General features: G+C 63.7%; 16 protein-coding genes and 1 pseudogene. 10 read left to right on the forward strand and 7 right to left on the reverse strand.

Features of this window, described 5'->3' with window-relative positions; all coding sequences use genetic code 11:
• Positions 1-3: 3 nt before the first annotated feature.
• Positions 4-1,488, reverse strand: coding sequence for a carboxylesterase family protein (locus IFT67_RS19730; protein WP_192239799.1), 1,485 nt, complete (start codon positions 1,486-1,488; stop codon positions 4-6).
• Positions 1,489-1,619: 131 nt separating this feature from the next.
• A complete protein-coding gene (locus tag IFT67_RS19735; RefSeq protein ID WP_342450656.1) occupies positions 1,620-2,087 on the reverse strand; it encodes an NUDIX domain-containing protein in 468 nt (155 codons plus the stop codon).
• 207 nt (positions 2,088-2,294) lie between these two features.
• Between IFT67_RS19735 and IFT67_RS19740 the strand changes: the two genes are divergently transcribed.
• Positions 2,295-3,467: an alpha-hydroxy acid oxidase gene (locus tag IFT67_RS19740; RefSeq protein ID WP_192239800.1), complete on the forward strand. Its 1,173-nt coding sequence runs from the start codon at positions 2,295-2,297 to the stop codon at positions 3,465-3,467.
• Between the two features lie 430 nt (positions 3,468-3,897).
• On the opposite strand, the gene IFT67_RS19745 is transcribed toward IFT67_RS19740, so the two are convergent.
• Positions 3,898-4,371, reverse strand: coding sequence for a PaaI family thioesterase (locus IFT67_RS19745; protein WP_192239801.1), 474 nt, complete (start codon positions 4,369-4,371; stop codon positions 3,898-3,900).
• A gap of 9 nt (positions 4,372-4,380) precedes the next feature.
• Positions 4,381-5,850, reverse strand: a complete 1,470-nt coding sequence (locus tag IFT67_RS19750; protein ID WP_192239802.1) for an efflux transporter outer membrane subunit — start codon at positions 5,848-5,850, stop codon at positions 4,381-4,383.
• Between the two features lie 86 nt (positions 5,851-5,936).
• Here IFT67_RS19750 and IFT67_RS19755 point away from each other — a divergent pair, with 86 nt between their 5' ends.
• The 6 genes and pseudogenes from IFT67_RS19755 to IFT67_RS20460 all read left to right on the forward strand — a co-directional run bounded on the left by IFT67_RS19755 (position 5,937) and on the right by IFT67_RS20460 (position 11,634).
• Positions 5,937-6,554, forward strand: a complete 618-nt coding sequence (locus IFT67_RS19755) for a TetR/AcrR family transcriptional regulator (protein WP_192239803.1) — start codon at positions 5,937-5,939, stop codon at positions 6,552-6,554.
• A gap of 73 nt (positions 6,555-6,627) precedes the next feature.
• The coding region (locus IFT67_RS19760) for an efflux RND transporter periplasmic adaptor subunit (RefSeq protein ID WP_342450657.1) at positions 6,628-7,374 on the forward strand (747 nt) is incomplete at its 3' end.
• A 1-nt stretch (position 7,375) separates the two neighbouring features.
• A pseudogene (locus IFT67_RS20825) lies at positions 7,376-7,668 on the forward strand (permuted SH3 domain-containing protein); the annotation flags it as partial.
• Positions 7,665-10,784 carry an efflux RND transporter permease subunit gene (locus tag IFT67_RS19765; RefSeq protein ID WP_192239805.1) on the forward strand — a complete coding sequence of 1,040 codons (3,120 nt, stop codon included), beginning with the start codon at positions 7,665-7,667 and terminating at the stop codon, positions 10,782-10,784. The pseudogene IFT67_RS20825 and the gene IFT67_RS19765, both read left to right, overlap by 4 nt.
• A gap of 143 nt (positions 10,785-10,927) precedes the next feature.
• Complete coding sequence (locus IFT67_RS21040; RefSeq protein ID WP_197983181.1) at positions 10,928-11,389, forward strand: Rossmann-fold NAD(P)-binding domain-containing protein; 462 nt, start codon at positions 10,928-10,930, stop codon at positions 11,387-11,389.
• On the forward strand, positions 11,290-11,634 hold the full coding sequence (locus IFT67_RS20460) for a Rossmann-fold NAD(P)-binding domain-containing protein (protein WP_197983178.1): 345 nt from the start codon (positions 11,290-11,292) through the stop codon (positions 11,632-11,634). Before IFT67_RS21040 ends, IFT67_RS20460 begins: the two co-directional genes overlap by 100 nt.
• Before the next feature lie 172 nt (positions 11,635-11,806).
• On the opposite strand, the gene IFT67_RS19775 is transcribed toward IFT67_RS20460, so the two are convergent.
• From IFT67_RS19775 to IFT67_RS19785, 3 genes are read right to left on the reverse strand one after another with little or no spacing between them, the layout of a single operon-like run.
• Positions 11,807-13,174, reverse strand: a complete 1,368-nt coding sequence (locus IFT67_RS19775) for an MFS transporter (RefSeq protein ID WP_192239806.1) — start codon at positions 13,172-13,174, stop codon at positions 11,807-11,809.
• 3 nt (positions 13,175-13,177) lie between these two features.
• The gene (locus IFT67_RS19780; RefSeq protein WP_342450658.1) at positions 13,178-14,557 is read right to left on the reverse strand and encodes a mandelate racemase/muconate lactonizing enzyme family protein; all 1,380 of its coding nucleotides are present in this window, start codon (positions 14,555-14,557) and stop codon (positions 13,178-13,180) included.
• The gene (locus IFT67_RS19785; RefSeq protein WP_192239807.1) at positions 14,439-15,377 is read right to left on the reverse strand and encodes a dihydrodipicolinate synthase family protein; all 939 of its coding nucleotides are present in this window, start codon (positions 15,375-15,377) and stop codon (positions 14,439-14,441) included. Before IFT67_RS19785 ends, IFT67_RS19780 begins: the two co-directional genes overlap by 119 nt.
• Positions 15,378-15,493: 116 nt before the next feature.
• Between IFT67_RS19785 and IFT67_RS19790 the strand changes: the two genes are divergently transcribed.
• The 3 genes from IFT67_RS19790 (at position 15,494) to xylB (ending at position 20,295) form a co-directional block, all read left to right on the forward strand.
• Positions 15,494-16,210 (forward strand): FadR/GntR family transcriptional regulator, encoded by a 717-nt coding sequence (locus IFT67_RS19790; protein WP_132741312.1) that lies wholly within the window; start codon positions 15,494-15,496, stop codon positions 16,208-16,210.
• A gap of 223 nt (positions 16,211-16,433) precedes the next feature.
• On the forward strand, positions 16,434-19,373 hold the full coding sequence (locus tag IFT67_RS19795) for a TonB-dependent receptor domain-containing protein (RefSeq protein ID WP_192239808.1): 2,940 nt from the start codon (positions 16,434-16,436) through the stop codon (positions 19,371-19,373).
• A 136-nt stretch (positions 19,374-19,509) separates the two neighbouring features.
• The gene (xylB, locus tag IFT67_RS19800; RefSeq protein WP_192239809.1) at positions 19,510-20,295 is read left to right on the forward strand and encodes a D-xylose 1-dehydrogenase; all 786 of its coding nucleotides are present in this window, start codon (positions 19,510-19,512) and stop codon (positions 20,293-20,295) included.
• Positions 20,296-20,548: the final 253 nt, after the last annotated feature.

Genomic DNA, 20,548 nt, shown 5'->3' on the forward strand with positions numbered 1-20,548 from the left:
TCCTCAGGGCAGGAAGGGTGCGGCCGGTATGGCCGGCTCATGCCGCGCCTCCTGCCGGACAAGCGAATAGACCTGCCGCGTTTCGGCATCGAATTCGACCCAGGGCAAACGGCCGTCGGTCGCGAACCGGATCCACAGCGCGTGCATCCGTTCGGCAAGATCCTGTGGTGGGTTGGGTCCGCACAGACCCTGCTCGCCGGTCGCACACGCTAGGGTGTCGAACACGAACGGCAACTCCATGCCGTGCGACGCGCCTAGCTCGCCGCCGAACATCGGCGAGCGCCAATCGAACTCGTACATGTGCGTGCGCCCCTTGTGCGCCTCGGCAAAGCGGCGTGCGGGCCAGCGAAAGACGAGGTCGTTCATCGCATCGGTCAGCGCCTGCCCTGGCTTCCTGCCCTTCGTGCCGATCCCGTATGCCTTCAGCACCTTGCGCGCCTGCGGTTGGGACTTGTGGAGGACATAGGTCGCCAGCAACCGGCCGATCTTGTCACGCACGCCGGTGGGGACGAGGTACAGGTTCATCTCCTCGGCATTGGTGCCGATCAGCAGATCGACCCCAGAGCCCGCGCCGTTCGCCAGCGCATCGAGCGGACGCTCCGGCAGCACGTCGTCGCCGTGAACGGGAACGAAGCGGCTGATTCCGAACACCGGTTCGTGGCCCGCCTCGTCGCGCAGATCGATCCGCGCGGTGGGTGCCGATACCGCCTCGACCGCGTCGATCAATGCGTCGTACGGCACGCTGCCAAAGCCGGTAGCGTCGGAGGTGATCTTCAGGATCTTCGCGAGCTTCTTCACCAGTCGCTGCATCACCGGGACCGACCGCGTCATTCCGCCGTGTCCGCTCTGGACGATCGCCCGCCGGAACAATCCCTTAGCGAGCGGCGAGGCGATCAGATCGGCGATCGCCATGGCACCCGCGGACTCGCCGAACACCGTGACGTTGCCCGGATCGCCGCCGAACGCGGTTATCCCGTCCCGTACCCATGTCAGCGCAGCGATCATGTCGCGCAGGCCGAGGTTGGTCGGCACGCCCGGGATCGGCAGGAAGCCGTCGACCCCCATCCGATAATTGATCGCGACGCAGATCACGCCATCGCGCGCGAACGTGCTGCCGTCCTGAACCGGCGCGTCCTTGCTGCCAATCACGAACCCGCCGCCGTGGATGAAGACCATCACCGGCAGACCAGTCCGGTCGTCGTCGGGGCGCCAGATATTTGCCGTCAGATACTCGTCACCCGGCGCCCAGCCCTCGCCGATCAGCGGTACGGTATCGAGGCCGGGAAACGCCTTGGTCCGCTGCGGCGCATTGGGTCCGGCCACCGTCGCGTCGCGCACGCCTGACCACGGCACGACCGGTTGTGGCGGCGCGAAGCGGTTGGCGCCCACCGGCGCCGCGGCGTAGGGCACTCCGAGGAACCGCCGTACGTCGCCCGCGGCACTCCCCTGCACGATACCGTCGGCGGTCGAAACGATGGGTTCGCTCACGATGTTCTCTCCTCCCGACCGCGGCTCCGGTCGGAGGACAAAGGTAGCAGCCCGGCAACGCACGTCGCGAACTCACGTTATGCCCATCGTTGCTTTCGTCGTGCAGTCCGGCGGGCCGGCGAGCGCCCGCTTTACCAGGCCCCGGTTCCGGTCGCCCCCTGCCGGTATTCGGCGATGCGCCGTCGGGTCGCCGGCGATGTCGCCTCCGGGAGGTCGTCCAGCGGGAACCAGCCGGCCTGTTCGATCTCCCGCAGGTCGGCGCGGCCAAGAACACCACTTGCCGCGGTCCGCACGACGAAGATGACGATATGGTCGTCCTTGCCCTCTCGGCAGCTGTGATAGACGCCTAGGACCCGCTCGATCACCGGGTCGGCAATCGCCACTTCCTCGGCAAGCTCGCGCATCAGCGCGGCGGCGATACTCTCTCCGCTCTTCACGCCGCCGCCCGGCAGATACCAGTGATCGGCATAGGTATGCCGCACCAGCGCGACCCGCCCGTCCCGGTCCAGCAGCAGCGCACGAACACCGATCGTGCGGGGGCTGGCGATCCGCCAAACCAGCTTGGCTGCCATGCCGATCAACCGATGACGTACACCCACGCGTCCATTCCCCTGCTTGTGATCGACTCATCCCAAGATACCCAGGAACCTGGTTTTACGCCCGATGTCGTTGGGAGGCACAGCCAACCAGCGGACGGGCACAGCGAAGCCCTTTGTAGCGCGCTCCGACCGCGCGCAGATTACGTTCGCATCGCCGACATTCTGATCACGGAAGCAATCAGTGGCGATAGAAAAGTGGCAGGACCGATGACGCGACTTCGACGGGCGAACAACATAGCCGATCTGCGTCTGCTGGCGCGCAAACGGCTGCCGCGACCGATCTTCGACTATATCGACGGTGGTGCCGACGACGAGGTGTCGCTGCGCCGAAACGTCGATGCGTTCTCGCACTACGAGTTGGTGCCGGACGTGCTGAACGATGTCTCGGCTATCCGGACCGGCACGACGCTGTTCGGACAGCCATCACGCTGGCCGCTGATGCTGGCGCCGACCGGGCTTACCCGCATGTTCCACGGCCATGCCGAACTCGCGGTCGCGCGCGCGGCCGCGCGGCACGGTATGCTCTACAGCCTGTCGACGATGGGGACGACGCGGCTCGAAGACCTTGCCCAGGCGTTTGCCGGGCCAAAGGTCTTCCAGATCTATATCTTCAAGGACCGCGGCCTGACCGCAGAGTTCGTCGCGCGCTGCCGGGACGCAGGCTTTCACGGGCTAGCGCTGACCGTCGATACGCCCGTCGCCGGCAACCGCGAGCGGGACCGACGCAGCGGACTGTCGCTGCCGCCCAAGCTCACGCTCAAGTCGCTGCTAAGCTTCGCGCGTCATCCCTCCTGGTCGCTGCTCGCGCTGACGGGATCGAAATTCGATCTTGCGAATGTCAGCCACAAGATCGACGCGCTGGCATCGGGGCCGATGAGCCTGTTCGATTATATCGGCGGCCAGTTCGATCGCTCGGTCGGGTGGCGCGATGTCGAATGGCTCGCACGCGAGTGGAACGGGCCGCTCGCGATCAAGGGCGTGATGACACCCGAGGATGCGCGGCGTTCGATCGCGTCGGGCGCGACCGGCGTGATGGTATCCAATCATGGCGGACGCCAGCTCGATGGATCACCCGCGCCGGTCGACCAGATCGCTGCAGTACGCGACGCGGTCGGCGATGCGCCGGACGTCATCTGCGACGGCGGCATCAGGCGCGGGTCGGACGTGGTGAAGGCGTTGGCGCTAGGAGCGACCGCCTGTTCGATCGGGCGCCCCTATCTGTACGGCCTGGCAGCGGGCGGAGAGGCAGGCGTTGACCGCGCGCTGACGCTGTTGACCGAGGAATTCGAGCGTACGCTGACGCTCGCCGGCGTAAACGATGTCGCAGCCCTATCCCGCCGCCATGTTCAGAATCGGGAAAACATGCGCGATACGGCGTAGTTTTCGGCACGAATGGGATCCCCATGTTCACATCCGGTATTGAGCAGGCTCATCGACACGTGGCTATCCGCCGCCTGTCACCTTGAGCGCTCTGATGTGTTTCGGCATAGGTGTACTCAAGAAAACCAGCCTCATTGACCGATTGACGATCTAAAGTTTGAGCACTCGCCGACATCTGCAAAAAAAGATTTAGAGTTGACCCAGAAGCGGACCTTTGTGACCTCATCTTCGCTTCTCAAATCCGGCCGTTCGTTCATCCGGTTAGATGGCAACTTTCAAGGGAGACGAGAGACCGTTCGCTGCAACCAGTTCCCGTGGTCAGTATATGAGAGCCCCGCGAGTTGTAACGACACCTAAGCATCTGCATTTGCTGGATTGGCGTGACCGACCGGCAGCGGTACGCCAAGGTAAAACTGCAGCATCCCAGACGTCACGCGGTATCAATTGCGGGTTTAACCGGGCGGAGTTCGAAGACGAGCAGGGTGGACGTCGCGGTGGCGCAAATCTGTCCCTTTTCGTTGAACAACGTGGCCTCGGAGAAAGCCGCGCAGCCACCCATCGAGATCAGGCGCCCTATCGCTCTGATCTTGCCGCTGGCGTCGTTCAAGGAGCGGAGGAACGACACTTTCAGCTCCAGCGTCGTATATCCTAACCCTGGTTTCAGACCGGTGTGGGCGGCGATACCGCAGGCGCTGTCCAGGATCGCAGAGATATATCCGCCATGCACCGATCCCATGGGGTTGTAGGACGTGCCGTCGGGCGTGGCTTCGAATACGGCATGGCCATGTTCCGCTTCAACTAGAGAGATACCCAACTTCTCGCCCAGAGGAGGTTGTCGTCCGCTAGCAAGCAGAGCACGAACCTGAGCAAGGCCGTCGGGATTTGTGGCGGCATCGGTCGTCATGGGTTATCCTCACATTGCAGGCGTCGATAAGGTCACTGGAGCAACTGGATCCCAGCCTCCTCCTAGAGCGCGGAACGAGGCAACGGCGCCACGGCTGGCGGCTGCGCGTGCCTGGATCACACCGTCCCGCGTTTCGAGCAGGCGCCGGTCCGCATCCAGGACCTCGATCAGGCTCGACACCCCGCCCTTGTAGGCCGCAAACGAGGCATCTCGCGCGCGGCTCAACGACGTCTCGCCCTGGCTGAGCATGGTGGACCGCGCTTCCTGTTGAACCAACGTCGAGAAGGCATCCTCGACATCCTGCGATGCGCGCAGGACGGCCAGACGATAGGCACCAAGCGCTTCCGCGTTTCGTCCTCTGGCGCTCTTCACCTCGGCATCGACGCGGCCGAAGTCGAAAAGGCGCCAGCGCAGGCCCAGCACGCCGTTCGCCTGTGTTGCATTGCCACCGAACAGGCCGCCCGCCGCGGTCGTGGCAGTGCCGAGCAGACCGCTCAGCGAGAATTTCGGGTAATATTCGGACATCGCGACGCCGACCCGTGCGTTCGACGCCGCCAGCGTTCGCTCGGCCGCGATGATGTCGGGACGACGGCGCAACAGGCTGGCGGGACCGCCCGCGGTCGCGATCGCCGGAGGAGACGGGATCGCGGTAACGAACGTGAATTCGGAGGAGGTCGCGCCCGGCTGAACCCCGATGAAAATGTCGAGCGCGGTCAGCGCCATGTCGAGCTGGTTCTGGAGCGCCGGGACAGACGCGCGAACCTGCGCCAGCGCGCCTTCCACCTGCCGAAGTTGCAGTTCGGCCGCGACCCCCTTGCGGTATTGCAGCGCGATCAGGTCGACGAGACGCGCCTGCGTATCGGCCTGCGCGCGGGCAACGCCGAGCCGCGCCTGCAAGGCCCGGATCGCGATGTACGTGTCCGCCGTCTGCGCCGCGACCGCAAGACGCACGGCCACTGCAGCGGCTGCGGACGCCTGCCAGTCGGCCCGCGCCGCATCGCGCGCGGCATCTCGCCCGCCAAAGACGTCGAGTTCCCAGCTCGCGCCGACATTGAGTTCGTAGGTTTCGGTCGAACGCTCGAACTGGGGAAACGCGCTGCCGATCCGTCCGATCGGTGTCTCCAGCGACTGATAGATCTCGCCCCCCTGCCCGCTGACCTGACCGGACGGAAGCAGGGCTGCGTTGGCGGTCATCAGCGCGGCTCGCGCCTGGGTCACGCGCGCGCCGACCTGTTGCAGGTCGAGATTCTGGGCCAGGGCGCGCTCGACGAAACTGGTGAGCAACGGATCGTGAAACCCGCGCCACCAGTCGACGAGGTCGGCCTGCCTTGCACCCGCCGACCTCGTGTCGACGGCGCTGGCGCCGACAAAGGCGGCCGGTGCGAACGACGCCGGCACCGCGTAGCGCGGCGCGGTCGTGCAGCCACTCACCGACAGCAGCGTGGTGGCCAGAGTAGCAGCAGAGCGGAAATGGCGCATGATCGACCTTCGATGACCCAGACCGTGACCAATGATGCATATGGTCATTATTTGTCAACGGGCCGATGTCCGCCTATGACGCGGCGATGACCGATCCCGTTCCCCAATCTCCCCCGACGCGTGGCCCTGCCGAACATGCGGTCCGCGATCAGATCGTCGAGGCCGCAAACGACTGTTTCGCACATTACGGATACAGCAAGACGACCGTCGCCGACCTCGCACGCGAGATCGGGTTCTCCAAGGCCTATATCTACCGGTTCTTCGAGTCGAAGCAGGCCATCGGCGAGGCGATTTGCGGTGCGCGCCTCGAACAGATCCTGACCGAAGCGCGCAAGGCCGTCGATGCGGGCGGCAGCGCGACCGACCGGTTTCGCCGTATGTTCAAGAGCATAACCACGCTCGGCGTGGCGCTGTTCTTCGAGGATCGCAAGATTTACGAGATCGCAGCCTTGGCCGCGTCGGAGCGCTGGGGGTCGGCGCAAGCCTATTCCCGGTCGCTCCAGGACATGATCCAGGAGATCGTCAGACAGGGCCGGGAAAACGGCGAGTTCGAGCGCAAGACGCCGCTCGATGAGACGGTCCGCTCGATCTATTACGCGATGACGCCGTTCATCGATCCGCTGCATCTGGAGCGCAATCTCGATCTGCTTCCCGACGCGCAGAACGAGGTCACCGGGCTCATCCTGAGAAGCCTCGCGCCGTAGACTTTTGCGATGTGACCAGTTGACAATATGGTCATAAGGCAACATTCGGATCCCGCTTCTGTGGAGGATCCGTGTGTCGAACCGACTGTATATCGCCTTGGCCGTGCCAGTACTGGCGTCCGCGACGTTGACGGCATGCCATAGCGCGGAGCCAGATGCCCGCACACGGCCGCCGCTGGTCAGGATCGCCACGCCGGTCGCCGCCAATGCGGCAACGCGCGAGTTCACAGGGGTCGTCGCGGCACGCATCCAGAGCGACCTCGGCTTCCGCGTGGGCGGCAAGGTCACGCAGCGATTGGTCGACACCGGCCAGATCGTGCGCCGTGGCCAGCCGCTGATGCGGATCGACGGAACCGACCTGTCGCTCGCGACCCGCGCGTCGCAGGGAACGGTCGATGCAGCGCGCGCCCGCGCCGAACAGACCGGCGCGGACGAGAAACGATATCGTGACCTGGTCGGCGCAGGCGCCGTCTCCGCGTCCGCCTATGACCAGGCGAAGGCCGCTGCGGACGCGGCGCGCGCGCAACTGAGCGCCGCACAGGCACAGGCTCGCGTCGCGCGCAACGAAACCAACTACACCGTCCTGCTCGCGGATGCCGACGGGACCGTTGTCGAGACGCTGGCCGAGCCGGGACAGGTCGTTGCCGCGGGACAGATCGTCGTCCGTGTCGCCCGATCGGGACCGCGCGAGGCTCTAGTGCAGTTGCCGGAGACGCTGCGACCGCGCTTTGGCTCGACCGCGCGTGCACGTACTTTCGACGGTGCCACCGGCAGCGCAACGCTGCGTCAGCTTGCCGATTCCGCCAACGCAGTGTCGCGGNCGACCGCGCGTGCGCCGCTCGGCTCGACGGTGACCGTCACGCTGTCAGAGCCCGGCAACGCGGTCGCCACCGAAGTGCCGCTCGGCGCACTCCGCGATACCGGCCACGGACCGGGCGTCTGGATCGTCGGTGCCGGGGCGCAGCCAAGGATTACATGGCGGCCGGTGAAGATATCCGCGATCGGGGAAGAAACCGCCACCGTGACTTCGGGCCTGAGATCGGGTGACCGCTTCGTCGCGATGGGTGCGCATATGCTGCACCAGGGCCAGATCGTCCGGGTTGCCGCACGATGAGTGGCCACGAGCAGAAGTCGCCCGGCCGCTTCAACCTGTCGGCGCTCGCGGTCCGCGAACGATCGGTCACGCTGTTCTTCCTGATCGCGATCATCATCGCCGGGGTCGTCGCCTTCACCAGATTGGGGCGCGCGGAAGATCCGAGCTTCACGATCAAGGTAATGACGGTCGTCACCGCATGGCCCGGCGCCACCGCGCAGGAGATGCAGGATCAGGTCGCCGAGCCGCTCGAGAAGCGCCTGCAGGAACTGCGCTGGTACGATCGCAGCGAGACGTTCACGCGGCCCGGTCTCGCCTTCACCACGCTGACGTTGCGCGATACCACTCCCCCGAAGGACGTGCCGGACCAATTCTACCAGGCGCGCAAGAAGATGAGCGACGAGGCTCCGAGCCTTCCGCGCGGCGTGGTCGGGCCGTTCGTCAACGACGAATATGGCGACGTCACCTTCGCGCTCTACGCTTTGAAGGCGAAAGGCGAGCCGCAACGCTCGCTTGCGCGCGAGGCGGAGACGCTGCGTCAGCGGCTGCTGCATGTGCCCGGCGTCAACAAGATCAACATTGTCGGCGAGCGACCGGAACGCATCTATGTCGCGTTCGCCGAGGAGCGGCTGGCAACGCTCGGCGTCTCGCCCCGCGACATCTTTACCGCGCTTTCGAGGCAGAATCTCATCACGCCCGCGGGCTCGATCGAAACCAAGGGCCAGCAGGTCGTGGTCCGCCTCGACGGCGCATTCGACGACCTGTCGAAGATCCGCGACCTGCCGATCGTCGCGAACGGCAACACGCTGCGGCTGTCCGAGATCGCCAAGGTCGAGCGCGGCTACGAGGATCCCGCAACCTTCCTCATCCGTAGCCAGGGCGAACCCGCCCTGCTGCTCGGCGTCATCATGCGCGAGGGCTGGAACGGGCTCGATCTCGGCAAGGCGCTGAACGCCGAGGTCGCGAAAATCGGTGACGAACTGCCGCTCGGGATGAGCCTCACGCGCGTCACCGACCAGTCGGTCAACATCACCGACGCGGTCGACCAGTTCATGCACACCTTCCTCGAGGCACTCGCGATCGTGATGATCGTCAGCCTCGTCAGCCTCGGCTGGCGCGTGGGTATCGTCGTCGCGGCCGCGGTGCCGCTGACGCTGGCGGTCGTACTCGTCATCATGTGGGCGACCGGCCGGGTGCTCGACCGCATCACGCTCGGTGCGCTCATTCTCGCGCTCGGCCTGCTGGTCGACGACGCGATCATCGCGATCGAGATGATGGTGGTGAAGATGGAGGAAGGGTACGACCGCATCCGCGCGTCGGCCTATGCCTGGAGCCACACCGCTGCGCCGATGCTGGCCGGCACGCTGGTGACCGTGATCGGGCTGATGCCGGTCGGCTTCGCGCAGTCGACGGCGGGCGAATATGCCGGCAACATCTTCTGGGTAGTCGGTTTCGCGCTGATCGCATCGTGGTTCGTGGCGGTGATCTTCACGCCATACATGGGCGTGAAGATGCTGCCCGAGATCAAGCCGATCGAGGGCGGTCACGCGGCGATCTACCGGACGCCGCGCTACGAAAGGGTCCGCAGCATCATCGCCTGGGCGGTGCGCCGCAAGTTGCTGGTCGCATTGGCGACGCTGGGTGCGTTCCTGATTGCAGGCGCGGGCATGGCGCTGGTCAACAAGCAGTTCTTTCCCGCCTCGGACCGGCCAGAGGTGCTGGTCGAGGTGCAGATGCCCAAGGGCACCGCGATCGCGCAGACCGGCGAGGCCGCGAAACTGGTCGAGACGTGGTTGCGCAAACAGCCCGAGGCTAAGGTCGTCACGACCTATGTCGGCCAGGGCGCACCACGCTTCTTCATGTCGCTGTCGCCCGAGCTGCCCGACCCGTCCTTTGCCAAGATCATCGTCCTGACCGCCGACGAAGACGCGCGCGACGCCTTGAAGGTTCGGCTGCGTGAGGCCGCGGCAGAGGGGCTCGCGCCACAGGCACGGGTTCGCGCGACGCAACTCGTGTTCGGCCCCTACTCCCCCTTCCCCGTCGCGTTCCGTGTCAGCGGCCCCGATCTCGCAACCGTCCGCAGCATCGCCGACAAGGTGCAGGGCGTGATGCAACGGGATCCCACGATGCGTACCGTCAACGCTGACTGGGGCGACCGCGCGCCCGCGCTGCACTTCGTGCTCGAGCAGGACCGGCTGCGCGCGCTTGGCCTGACATCGAGCGACGTTGCCGAACAGCTTCAGTTCCTGTTGACCGGTACGACGGTCAGCCAGGCGCGCGAGGATATCCGGACGGTCGACGTTGTGGCGCGGTCCAGTGGCAGCGATCGGCTCGATCCGGCGCGCATCGGCGATTACATGCTGACCGGTGCCAATGGCCAGCGCGTGCCCGTCGGCCAGATCGGCAAGCTCGAAGTCCGCATGGAGGACCCGATCCTGCAACGCCGCGACCGGCTGACGACGATCACGGTTCGCGGCGACATCGCCGATGGATTGCAGCCGCCCGATGTATCGACCGCGATGCTCGAGAAGCTACAACCGATCATCAAGACGCTGCCGTCCGGCTACCATATCGACATGGCCGGCTCGATCGAGGAGGCAGGCAAGGCGAATGCCGCGCTCGCGCCGATCTTCCCGATCATGATCGTGCTGATGATGATCGTGATCATCCTCCAGGTGCGCAGCCTGTCGGCGATGGCGATCGTTCTGCTGACCGCGCCGCTGGGGCTCATCGGCGTGGTGCCGACGCTGCTCGTCACCGGCCAGCCGTTCGGCTTCAACGCGATCCTCGGCCTGATCGCGCTGGCGGGCATCCTGATGCGCAACACGCTGATCCTGATCGGGCAGATCCACGATCATGAGCGGGACGGCATGGACCCGTATCATGCGGTGGTGGAAGCCACCGTACAGCGTTCGCGCCCAGTGATCCTGACCGCCCTCGCGGCCGTGCTCGCCTTTGTGCCGCTGATCAGTTCGGTATTCTGGGGATCGATGGCGGTCACGCTGATCGGCGGGACGCTGGGTGGAACGGTCCTGACCCTTGTGTTCCTGCCTGCGCTCTACGCGCTCTGGTTCAGCATACGGCCGCCTGCGGACAATCAGCGTGAGGCACTCGGATCACGACCCGTCCCGGCGTGATCAAAGAGGCATCGGCCGGGCCGTTCCGGCGTTTATACCGCAACGGACATCTACAGCGGCTTGTCAACGTCGCAGGAGGGTAGACATGGCGCGGGTCTTATACCGGCGGTGCCGACGGACTTGGCCTCGCGGCAGCACAGTCACTGCTCTCTGACGGGTACCATGCGGTTCTCCATGCACGCTCCACGCAGCGAGCTGCGGAGCTAGGCGAATTACGCGAGCAGGTCGATGGTGTCGTTATTGGCGACCTGGCAAACGCGCGGGACGTGCACGGGATTGCGGATCAGGTGAACGCGATCGGCCATATGGATGCGGTGATCCACAACGCCGGGCTCTACACCGTGCCCGAGCGAGCCGCGACGCCAGACGGCCATCCTACTCTGGTCGCGGTGAACACGCTGGCACCTTATATGCTGACCGCGCTAATCGAGCGGCCCGCCCGGATCATTTATGTCAGCAGCAGTTGCATCGCGGAGGCCAGGGATCGCTGGAGGACATCGAATGGATGGCACGCGCATGGGACAGTTCTCGCGCTTATGCCGAGAGCAAACTGCACATGGTCGCGCTGGCTTTCGCTGTCGCTCAGCGCTGCCCAAACGTATTGAGCAACGCGGTCGATCCGGGATGGGTGCGCACGCGAATGGGTGGCGCCGGCGCGCCAGTTGATCAAGACACCGGGAAACGCATGCAGAGTTGGCTCGCCGTCAGCCATGATTCAACGGCACTGTTCAGCGGTGGCTATTGGCGCAACCTACAGCGTCAACAGCCCGCGGCTGAAGCTACGGATACGCGCTTCCAGGAAAGGCTCGTCGCCAAACTAGCTGACCTTACGGGTGTAGAGATGAGCTGATCTGCTTCGGCTAAGACCCACAAACGGACGTTCACGTGCCCCTCCCCGCCTCCCAACTCCGGACGTTCGTTCATGGTGTCGGTCACTGGCAACGACCGAACAACTGTTTGAAACGATGGTGAGAGGCAGGCGTGTTTCGATCGGCGGGCAGGTGCACGTCACGCGTGACGCCCTATCCTGCCTTTGGCTCGGCGAGTTGATACCGTTCGATCCGCCCTACGAGTAGCCAGTATGCGGCAACAGCCGCCAGGACGTGGCACCCGACATAGATCAGCGCGCCATCATACGAGCCGGTCCGGCTGACGATCGCTCCAATTGCTATCGGCGTGATGATGCCCCCGACGCTGCCTGCCGCATTGAAAAGCGCGCCCGTGACGCCGATCGCCTCCTTGGGCGCGGTATCGGCAATTACGGTCCAACCGAGTGCACCGAAGCCCTTGCCGAAGAACGCCGCGCACATGATCGCGACCACGACGGCATTTGCAGCGGTATAGTTGCACAGGATGATGGTGGCGCTCAGCCCGAGACCAAGAGTGATTGGCAATTTACGCGCGATCGTCAGCGAGCCCGTGCGGCGGAGCAGCCAGTCCGAGAAGAAGCCGGCGGACACGCCGCCAAGGCATCCGCAGATCGCCGGGAGCGCCGCCACGAACCCGGCCTGGAGCATCGAGAAATGCCGGGCCTCGACGAGGTAGCTCGGGAACCATGAGATAAAGAAGGTCGACAGTGAAGCGACGCAATACTGGGCGAAGAAAATCCCCAGCAGCATCCGGTTCGACAGAAGGCTGCGGATTACTTTCCCCGCCGGAACCATGTGAGTCACATTAACCTTCGACGACGCGCTTCCGAGCTGGGTCAGCGCGCCCCGCGCAGTGATGTCGTCATACTCTTCGCGCGAAAGCCGTGTGTCGCCGTCAGGAGCCTGATACTCCCACCACCAGATCATGGCGAGGACCAGCCCCAGACCGCCCATGACGGTGAAGATGTGTTGCCATCCGGCGTAGTGGAAGAGAAAGCCCATCAAGGGTGTGAACACCGCCAGCGAGAGATACTGCGCCGAATTGAAGATCGCACCTGCCACGCCGCGTTCGTCTGAAGGGAACCAGGCGGCGATGATCCGCGAACATGCAGGGGTCACCGGTGCCTCCAGGATTCCGAGCAGAAGGCGTAGCGCATAAAGCACGACGATTGGCGCTGCCACATACCCTACGCCGCTGGTCAGGATCGTCGCGATCGACCAGCCGACGAGGGCCACGAGGATGGCGATGCGCGAGCCTATGCGATCGACCAGATAGCCCGCGGGTATCTGCGCAAGGAAGTAGCTCCACGAGAATGCTGAGAAGAGCCAACCCATCGACAGCGGATCGATCGCGAGATCCTTTGCGAGGCCGGGCGCCGCCACCGAAAGCGTCGCTCGGTCGCCCGTGCTCAACGCGAGTACGGTCGTGATCAAGGCCAGCACTAGGAAGCGGCGATGCCGCCCGCGCGGCTTCCCATCGGAGTCCAGCTGCTTTGACGTCTCCGGATCTGTTCTATCCATGGCTCAGGCGAACGCTATCGAACCGTCGGGCCGTCTGGGAACGCGGCGTTCCCAGTGGACGTACCGGTCGGTCGCGAGATGGGCTTCGTCGATCTCGACGCCCCACCCCGCCCGATCCGCGCGCAGTTCCAGATAACCCTCGCGTGGCAGATAGGGGTCGGTCACATAGTGCGCGTCTCCGACCGCCTCCCCTACCATCCCGGCGCGGCCTGCGGGTAGGACGTCGGCGTTCGGCAACCGATATTCGAGTATCTTGAAGTTGGGTTGGGCGGCGCAAAAGTGCAGGTTCACCGCGGTCGCGAGCGGTCCCATCGGGTTATGCGGTGCGACGGTCACGTAGTGTGCTTCCGCGATGGCAGCGATCTTGCGCATCTCCAACAAGCCCCCGACGACGCAGATATCGGGTTGGATGATGTCGCATCCGCCAACCTGAAGCAGACGCAGAAACTCGAAACGGCTGTAAAGGGATTCACCGGTCGCCAGCGTGCAATTCAGACTGCGATGAAGTTCCCCCCATCGTTCGAAGTTTTCAGGCCTGATCGGCTCTTCGAAAAACAGCGGGTCGTACGGCGCCAGCGCATTGCCGAGTTGCGAAGCTAGGCGTGGCTCGAAAATTTTCGCATGCGCATCGAACGCGATATCGAAGGTCGGATCGGTCGTCTCGCGCAGTGTCCGAAAATACTCCGCGCTGGTACGGACAACCTCGCCCCAGCGGTTTGCGTGTATATCGATCCTGTACGGGCTGAGCTTGAAGGCATTGAAGCCCCAATCCTCGTTGAGCATAGCCATCGTCTCAGCGGCCGCGGGAACGTCGGGCGCTGTGTAGACACCCGAATAGACTCTGATCCTATCGCGTGCGTGGCCACCGAGCAGCATGTAAACCGGTACGTTCAACGCTTTGGCTGAGATGTCCCATAGGCAGTGGTCGATCGCGGAGATCGCCGCCAAGCCCAGAGCGCCCGGCGGAAAGCGCGCTTGCTGAACCAGCAACTGGATGAGGTACTCGATCCGGCGTGGATCATGTCCCGCGATAAAGTCGGCCAGATAATCGAGAATCGGCAGCAGGGCGCGATCGGGTCCGTGATTGTAACACTCGCCCCAACCGGTGACCCCCTCGTCGGTGTCGATGGCTACGAGGACCCTAGGCCGCCCGCCGTCCCTGGTCATGAATGCGCGGAGCCGATCGATCTTCATAACGCCGTCCCTATCCTTAGCCTGGCGGTGGTTGCGCCGTTTCGTTTCACGCGAGATCTGGCCCGGGAAGTCAGCGCACCGTCGGCAAACCAGCAGAGGCCGAGGCAGGAATCTCCTCGAGCAGCTGACGCAGAGCTCGCCACGTGTCGTCGGGCAGCGGCCAGGCCGCGGGGACGCGGGGCGATCCACAATCGTCGCCGAGGATCTGCAGCGCTGCCTTCACGACCGACACATTCGCGCCGTTCCGCTCTTCGGACCGCAGGACCTCGAAGCCGACAATTCCCTCGATCAACGATCGAGCCTGCACGTAGTCGCCCGATTCCAACGCGATGCTAATAGCGACGGAGCGCTCGGGCCAGACGTTGATCAGACCCGACGTGAAGCCACGTGCGCCCACGGCGTAGAACGCAGGTGCCCAAGTTTCGGCGAGTCCGCCGCTCCATACCAATCGCGGATCCGTCGCCCTGATGGCATCAGCCAGCTTCAACGGCGTCGGACACGCCCATTTCACTCCGACTACCCCAGGAATGCCACAGAGATCGACAATCGCGTCCAAGCCGATGCCGTCGTCGCGCAGATAGAGCAGGGCCGGAAGCCCCTGCGCCTCGTCGACGATCCGGGACACATACGCGACAACACCACGCGGTGCGACGAACGGGTCTGGCGGCTGATGGATCATCAGCGCACTCGCGCCCGCCTTTCGCGATGCGCGCGTCAGCGCGAGTGCGTCGCCGATGCCGCGACCGACACCAGCAACTAACGGTACCCGACCGTCGATCAGTTCGGAGGTCGCGTGAACCATGGCCTCGGCCTCGCCCGTCGTCAGCGCGTAGAATTCGCCAGTATTGCCGTTCGCGACGAGAACCGACACCCCTGCCTTCACCGCGCGATCCACCACCGGCGCGAGCCGCAAAGGAGCGATCGCGTCGTCAGGGTCGAAAGGGGTGACCAGAATGCCCGACACGCCCCGCAGCGCCTGCCGCAGGCGACCTTCCGCTTCCGTGGCCATCAAGCTACCCCTCCCGTTGATCTATCTTGTAATCCTTATTTACAGGTGAGCGTCCGCTGTCAACTCGGTGCAATCGTGCTAGCTAACGTCGGGATGTTCCTTGAAGGTGTACTGAAATGAGCAATCTGATCCTGGTGCCCGAAAAGAAGGAACGTCTCGGAGACAGGCTCTACGGCCAAATCCTGGAGCAGATCGCGTCCGGTACCCTTCGCCCCGGAGACAAGCTGCCCTCCGAGAACAAGCTGTGCGAGTTGTTTAACGTGTCCAGGCCCGTTGTCAGGCAGGCACTCGTCCGCCTCCAGGCCGACGGTATGGTGCTGACGCGCAAGGGTCTCGGCACCGTCGTTCAGAACGCGCCTCCCGAAGGTCTCACGCGATTCTCACAGCCCAGCGACGTCGCTCACATGCTGCGTTGCTTGGAACTGCGCCTCGCCATCGAGGGGGAGGCGGCCGCGTGGGCTGCGACCCGTCACTCCCTGCCCGAACTGAAACGTATCGGACGCGCGCTAGAACTCTTGGAGCAGCAGATGCAAGATGGCGCGATCACCGCGTCGGCCGATTTCGCCTTTCATCAGGCCGTTGCCGCGGCGAGCGGCAACATCCTATTCGAGCAAGTCCTTCAGTCGCTCGACGACGCGATCCGCCGTGGCATGGTCATCGCGCTAGGACTGACGAAGGAGCGCAGCCCGGAGCGCGCAAGACGCGTCTTGGACGAGCACAGGGCGATTTACGACGCGATCGCACGCCACGACTCACAGGGCGCGAGCCTAGCGATGCGCTATCATCTCGACCGGGTCCGACAGCGCGTGACGGACGGATCACGAGACCAGTAAACGACTATTGACGTTAGCCACCTGTTAGTTCAGTTTACATGTGGCTCTGGGTCAACGGTCACATCTCGTCGGCGAGCGCGCCGACGAGATGAGCTCTACCCCTGCTGAACACCGCCTTGAAGGGGGCTCAGCCCTCTTCAAGGCGGTGTTCGCCGCACGTTTCCGAAAGGCCGTGCGCAACGAACGGATCGGCCAACGAAGCCGCACGATAGGGGAGAGATGCATGAACAAGAGTCTCGTAATCGCACTGCTCGCAAGCAGCGCCCTGGTTCCGCCTCTTGCGGAGGCGCAGACGAACCAAGCGCCAATCTCGCCGGCCGTTCAGCGCGATGATGCAACGGTGGCCGCCGGACCGTCGGCCGATGCGCGCCCCACAGCTGATGCATCGGCAGGGCAGCAGTCCGGACAGGACGATCCGGCCGCCACTGCGGTCGAGGACATCGTCGTCACCGGATCGCGTGTCGCGCGCGCCGGCTATTCGGCTCCGACCCCCGTGACGATGCTGTCCACCGACAGCTTGAATGCGAAGGCCCCTGGCACGTTGGCGGACGGGCTGAACCAGTTGCCCGTCTTCACCGGGTCGATCAGCAACGCACAGGATCGTGGCTCGAACGCCGGGCGGGTACGGACGGGAAACTACCTGAACCTGCGCTCCCTTGGCCCACAACGCGTTCTGATCCTTCAGGACGGGCTCCGCCTGCCGCCGACGGGCAACGCGGGCGGCACCGACGCCAACATGATACCGCAACTGCTGATCGAGCGGGTCGACGTCGTGACCGGTGGCGCGTCCGCCGCCTATGGCTCGGACGCGGTATCCGGCGTGGTCAACTTCGTGCTGGACAAGAAGTTCACTGGCCTGAAGCTGCTCGGACAGGCCGGCATCTCGACGCGCGGCGACAGCGGATCGACGCGGATTGGCGCGGCCTTTGGTAAGAGCTTCCTGGACGACAGGCTTCATGTCATCGGCAGTGCCGAGCGATATCATTCGGATGGCATCGCACTGAAATCGTCGCGCGCCGGTATCAACGAGAACTATGCGGTGATCGGTTCCGGCACTACGGCCGATCCCTTCAGGAACGTCGCCAACGTGCGGTTCTCCACGGTAGCCGATGGCGGCTACATCGTGGATGGACCGCTCCGGGGGCAGCAATTCCTCGCGAACGGTCGGGTAGGCCCCTTCAACGCCGGCACGCCCACGGGTCGCGCGGGTCTGGCGTTCGGTGGCGATGGGACGGTCTTCCCAGCGGATCGGAGTACGTTGAGCGCGGCAGCGACGACCGAGCAGTATCTGGGGCGGGTATCGTACGACCTGGGCAGCGACATCACCGCCTACGTCCAAGGAACGTACAACCGAGCGGTGAATTCGGACTCGCCGCAGCCGGTCACGCGCAACGGTGCGACCGCCAGCACGCGGATCTTTGCGGAGAACGCGTTCCTGAACCCGGCAGATCGCTCTCTGCTTGGAGCGACGCCCAGCTTCACGACGGGCCGTTTCCTCGCCGACTTCCCCTTCTATTCGGCGCGGCAGAAGACCCAGTCGGCGATCGGCACCGCGGGTTTGGACGGACGGTTCGGCAGCAGCAGCTTCAAATGGGACCTGAACTACACCTACGGCTGGACTCGCCTGAACTCGTCGGCACGCGATCTGAACCTGCCGCGATACTACGCCGCGGTCGACGCCGTGCGAAATTCGGCAGGGCAGATCGCGTGCCGGATCACCGTCACCAATCCCGGCCTGCAGGACGGCTGCGTTCCGCTCAACGTCCTCGGCGTCGGAAACGCGTCGCAAGCGGCGATGTCGTATGTGATGCAGCAGACGTTCTGGCGCGCGACCAACACCATGCACGACGCGCAGGGAAGCATTTCGGGAGAACCGTTCTCGACTTGGGCTGGTCCGGTATCGATAGTCGTCGGTGGAGAATACCGCCGTCAGACGCTGGATCAGGTCAGCAATAGCAACCCGGCGACGCCACCCGACTTCACCGGCATCCGAGGCGTGCCGACCAATGCCGGCGCATTCTCGTTCACCAACGTCCCGTTCGCCAAGGGCAGGTACACCATCAAGGAGGGTTTCGGCGAGATCGTCCTGCCGCTTGCCAAGGACTCCGTCATCGGCAAGTCACTCGATTTGAACGGCGCGTTCCGGTACACGGACTATTCCACATCCGGCTCGGTCCAGACATGGAAATTGGGCGGCACTTATGAACCGGGCGCAGGCCTTAAGGCGCGAGTGACCCTGTCGCGCGATATCAGGGCACCCACCCTCTACGAGCTGTTCGCCGGCCCTTCTTTGCGGGTCCAGAGCTACTCGGACAAGCTCACCAACCAGCTCGCCCAGTACAACGAGGTGAATCAAGGCAACCCCAACCTAACGCCGGAAATCGGGTCGACGCTGACTGCCGGCTTGGTCTTCCAGCCGACGTTCCTGCCTGGGTTCGCGATCTCGGCGGACTACTACCGCATCAGGATCAGGGACGCGATCGCCAGCCAGTATACGAGCGTCCAGGTGCTCGACCTTTGCGCCAACAGCAACTACGCCAGCCCGGTCTGCAGCCAAGTCGTCAGGCCACTCGGCCCGACCAACACCTCGGCCGCAAATTTCCCAAGCCGAGTCAACATATTCCAGACGAACGTCGCCAGTGTCCGCACCAAGGGGCTGGACGTGGAAGCGTCGTACCGGACGTCTTTGTTCGGCGGCAGCCTTTCGAGCCGGCTGCTGACGACGAGGCTGTTTAGCTACACCTCGCAGAGCGTTGCCGGATCCGCCCCGCTCGAATACGCTGGCAACGCCGACTTCTCCGATACCGGGAACCAGCCCTTTCCAATGCCGAAATGGAGGGGCACGCTCGATCTGACCTATACCAACGGCGGCTTCACGATCAGTGGGCAAGAACGCTACATCGGCAGCTATAATCGTTCGAAGATTTTCGTGTACGACAAGAACAAGGTCGGTGCCGTCGCATATACCGATTTAAACCTAAGCTACGATATCAAGACAGCGTCCGGAACATTCCAGGTTTTCACAACGGTGAACAATCTATTCGACCGGGGATATCCGATCACCGCGATCGGATCGAATCCCGGTCTCGCCATCTCGACGTTCCGTTCGATCTACGACGTTACTGGCCGATACATAACAACTGGCGTCCGTATCCGCCTTTAGGCGTGATCTCCGGTGACGGCTATCGCCTTCGCCGGAGCATCTTCGAACGGACTGCGGAACCGATACTACTCGGAATCCGATCTAAATTGACCTGCGGCGCCCAGATGACCAGGCGTCACCGCTGGAGACCAACAGCATGTCATCTCTTTTAAGTTTCGCCACTGTCCGTGCGATCTATCCTAGCCTTTCGGGCAAGCGAGTTCTCGTCACGGGGGGCGGTTCCGGTATCGGCGAAGGTCTCGTGGAAGCCTTCGTCGCTCAGGGATGTCGCGTCGCTTTCGTCGACATCGCGGACGATGCCAGCAAGGCCCTGGTCTCCCGCCTGAGTTCCGACGCGGCGTATGTCCCTCTCTACCTTCACTGCGACCTCAGCGATCTTGCCAATTTGAAGACGGCGATCACGGACCTTGCCGAATCCCTTGGGGGGATCGACATCCTCATCAACAACGCCGGCAACGACGATCGACACGCGCTTGAGGACGTGACGCCCGAGTATTGGGACCAGCGCCTGAACGTCAATCTTCGCCATCAGTTCTTTGCAGCCCAAGCTGTTGCTCCGTCGATGAAGCGTGCCGGCGGTGGTGTCATCCTAAATTTTGGATCGATAAGTTGGCACTTGGGCTTGCCCGAGCTCGTCCTTTACCAAACATGTAAGGCCGCCATCGAAGGCCTTACTCGTGGCTTGGCGCGTGATCTCGGAAGCGATAACATTCGAGTGAACACGATCGTACCGGGCAACGTTCAGACACCCCGTCAAGAGCTATGGTATACGCCCGAGGGTGAGGCAGCGATCGTTTCTGCACAGTGCCTAAAAAGCAGAGTGCAACCAGCCGATGTTGCGGCGTTAGTTCTATTTCTCGCGTCGGACGATGCAAAAATGTGCACTGGTCATGACTACTTTGTCGATGCGGGGTGGCGATAAAGCACCAGAAAAGGTTGGGGTTTCATCACGACCTGATAAGCAATCCGTATCAGACCTTACCCAATGACGTTCGAGTTCAGTAATTCAGAACGCAGGCGGCCGCTAAACAGCAGTTTATCCTCTTTCTTTGATGTAGCGGTGACCCACTTATGGCCGTTAAACGGGGCCTTACCCCCTTCCCAGCTTCGGACATCCGTTCACATATTGAAGCCCCTTTGAGGTTAGCTAATCGACCGAACTGCATGGGAGCGGG

It is taken from the genome of Sphingomonas sp. CFBP 13728 (genome assembly GCF_014841895.1).
Taxonomy (GTDB): Bacteria; Pseudomonadota; Alphaproteobacteria; order Sphingomonadales; family Sphingomonadaceae; genus Sphingomonas.

Bases quoted from the DNA above. Each gene is read 5' to 3' on its own strand.
- IFT67_RS19755 (WP_192239803.1), top strand. From the start codon at position 5,937: ATGACCGATCCCGTTCCCCAATCTCCCCCGACGCGTGGCCCTGCCGAA.
- IFT67_RS19775 (WP_192239806.1), bottom strand. From the start codon at position 13,174: ATGGATAGAACAGATCCGGAGACGTCAAAGCAGCTGGACTCCGATGGG.
- IFT67_RS19795 (WP_192239808.1), top strand. From the start codon at position 16,434: ATGAACAAGAGTCTCGTAATCGCACTGCTCGCAAGCAGCGCCCTGGTT.
- IFT67_RS19740 (WP_192239800.1), top strand. From the start codon at position 2,295: ATGACGCGACTTCGACGGGCGAACAACATAGCCGATCTGCGTCTGCTG.
- IFT67_RS19790 (WP_132741312.1), top strand. From the start codon at position 15,494: ATGAGCAATCTGATCCTGGTGCCCGAAAAGAAGGAACGTCTCGGAGAC.
- IFT67_RS19785 (WP_192239807.1), bottom strand. From the start codon at position 15,377: ATGGCCACGGAAGCGGAAGGTCGCCTGCGGCAGGCGCTGCGGGGCGTG.
- IFT67_RS20460 (WP_197983178.1), top strand. From the start codon at position 11,290: ATGGCACGCGCATGGGACAGTTCTCGCGCTTATGCCGAGAGCAAACTG.
- IFT67_RS19750 (WP_192239802.1), bottom strand. From the start codon at position 5,850: ATGCGCCATTTCCGCTCTGCTGCTACTCTGGCCACCACGCTGCTGTCG.
- IFT67_RS19745 (WP_192239801.1), bottom strand. From the start codon at position 4,371: ATGACGACCGATGCCGCCACAAATCCCGACGGCCTTGCTCAGGTTCGT.
- xylB (WP_192239809.1), top strand. From the start codon at position 19,510: ATGTCATCTCTTTTAAGTTTCGCCACTGTCCGTGCGATCTATCCTAGC.
- IFT67_RS19765 (WP_192239805.1), top strand. From the start codon at position 7,665: ATGAGTGGCCACGAGCAGAAGTCGCCCGGCCGCTTCAACCTGTCGGCG.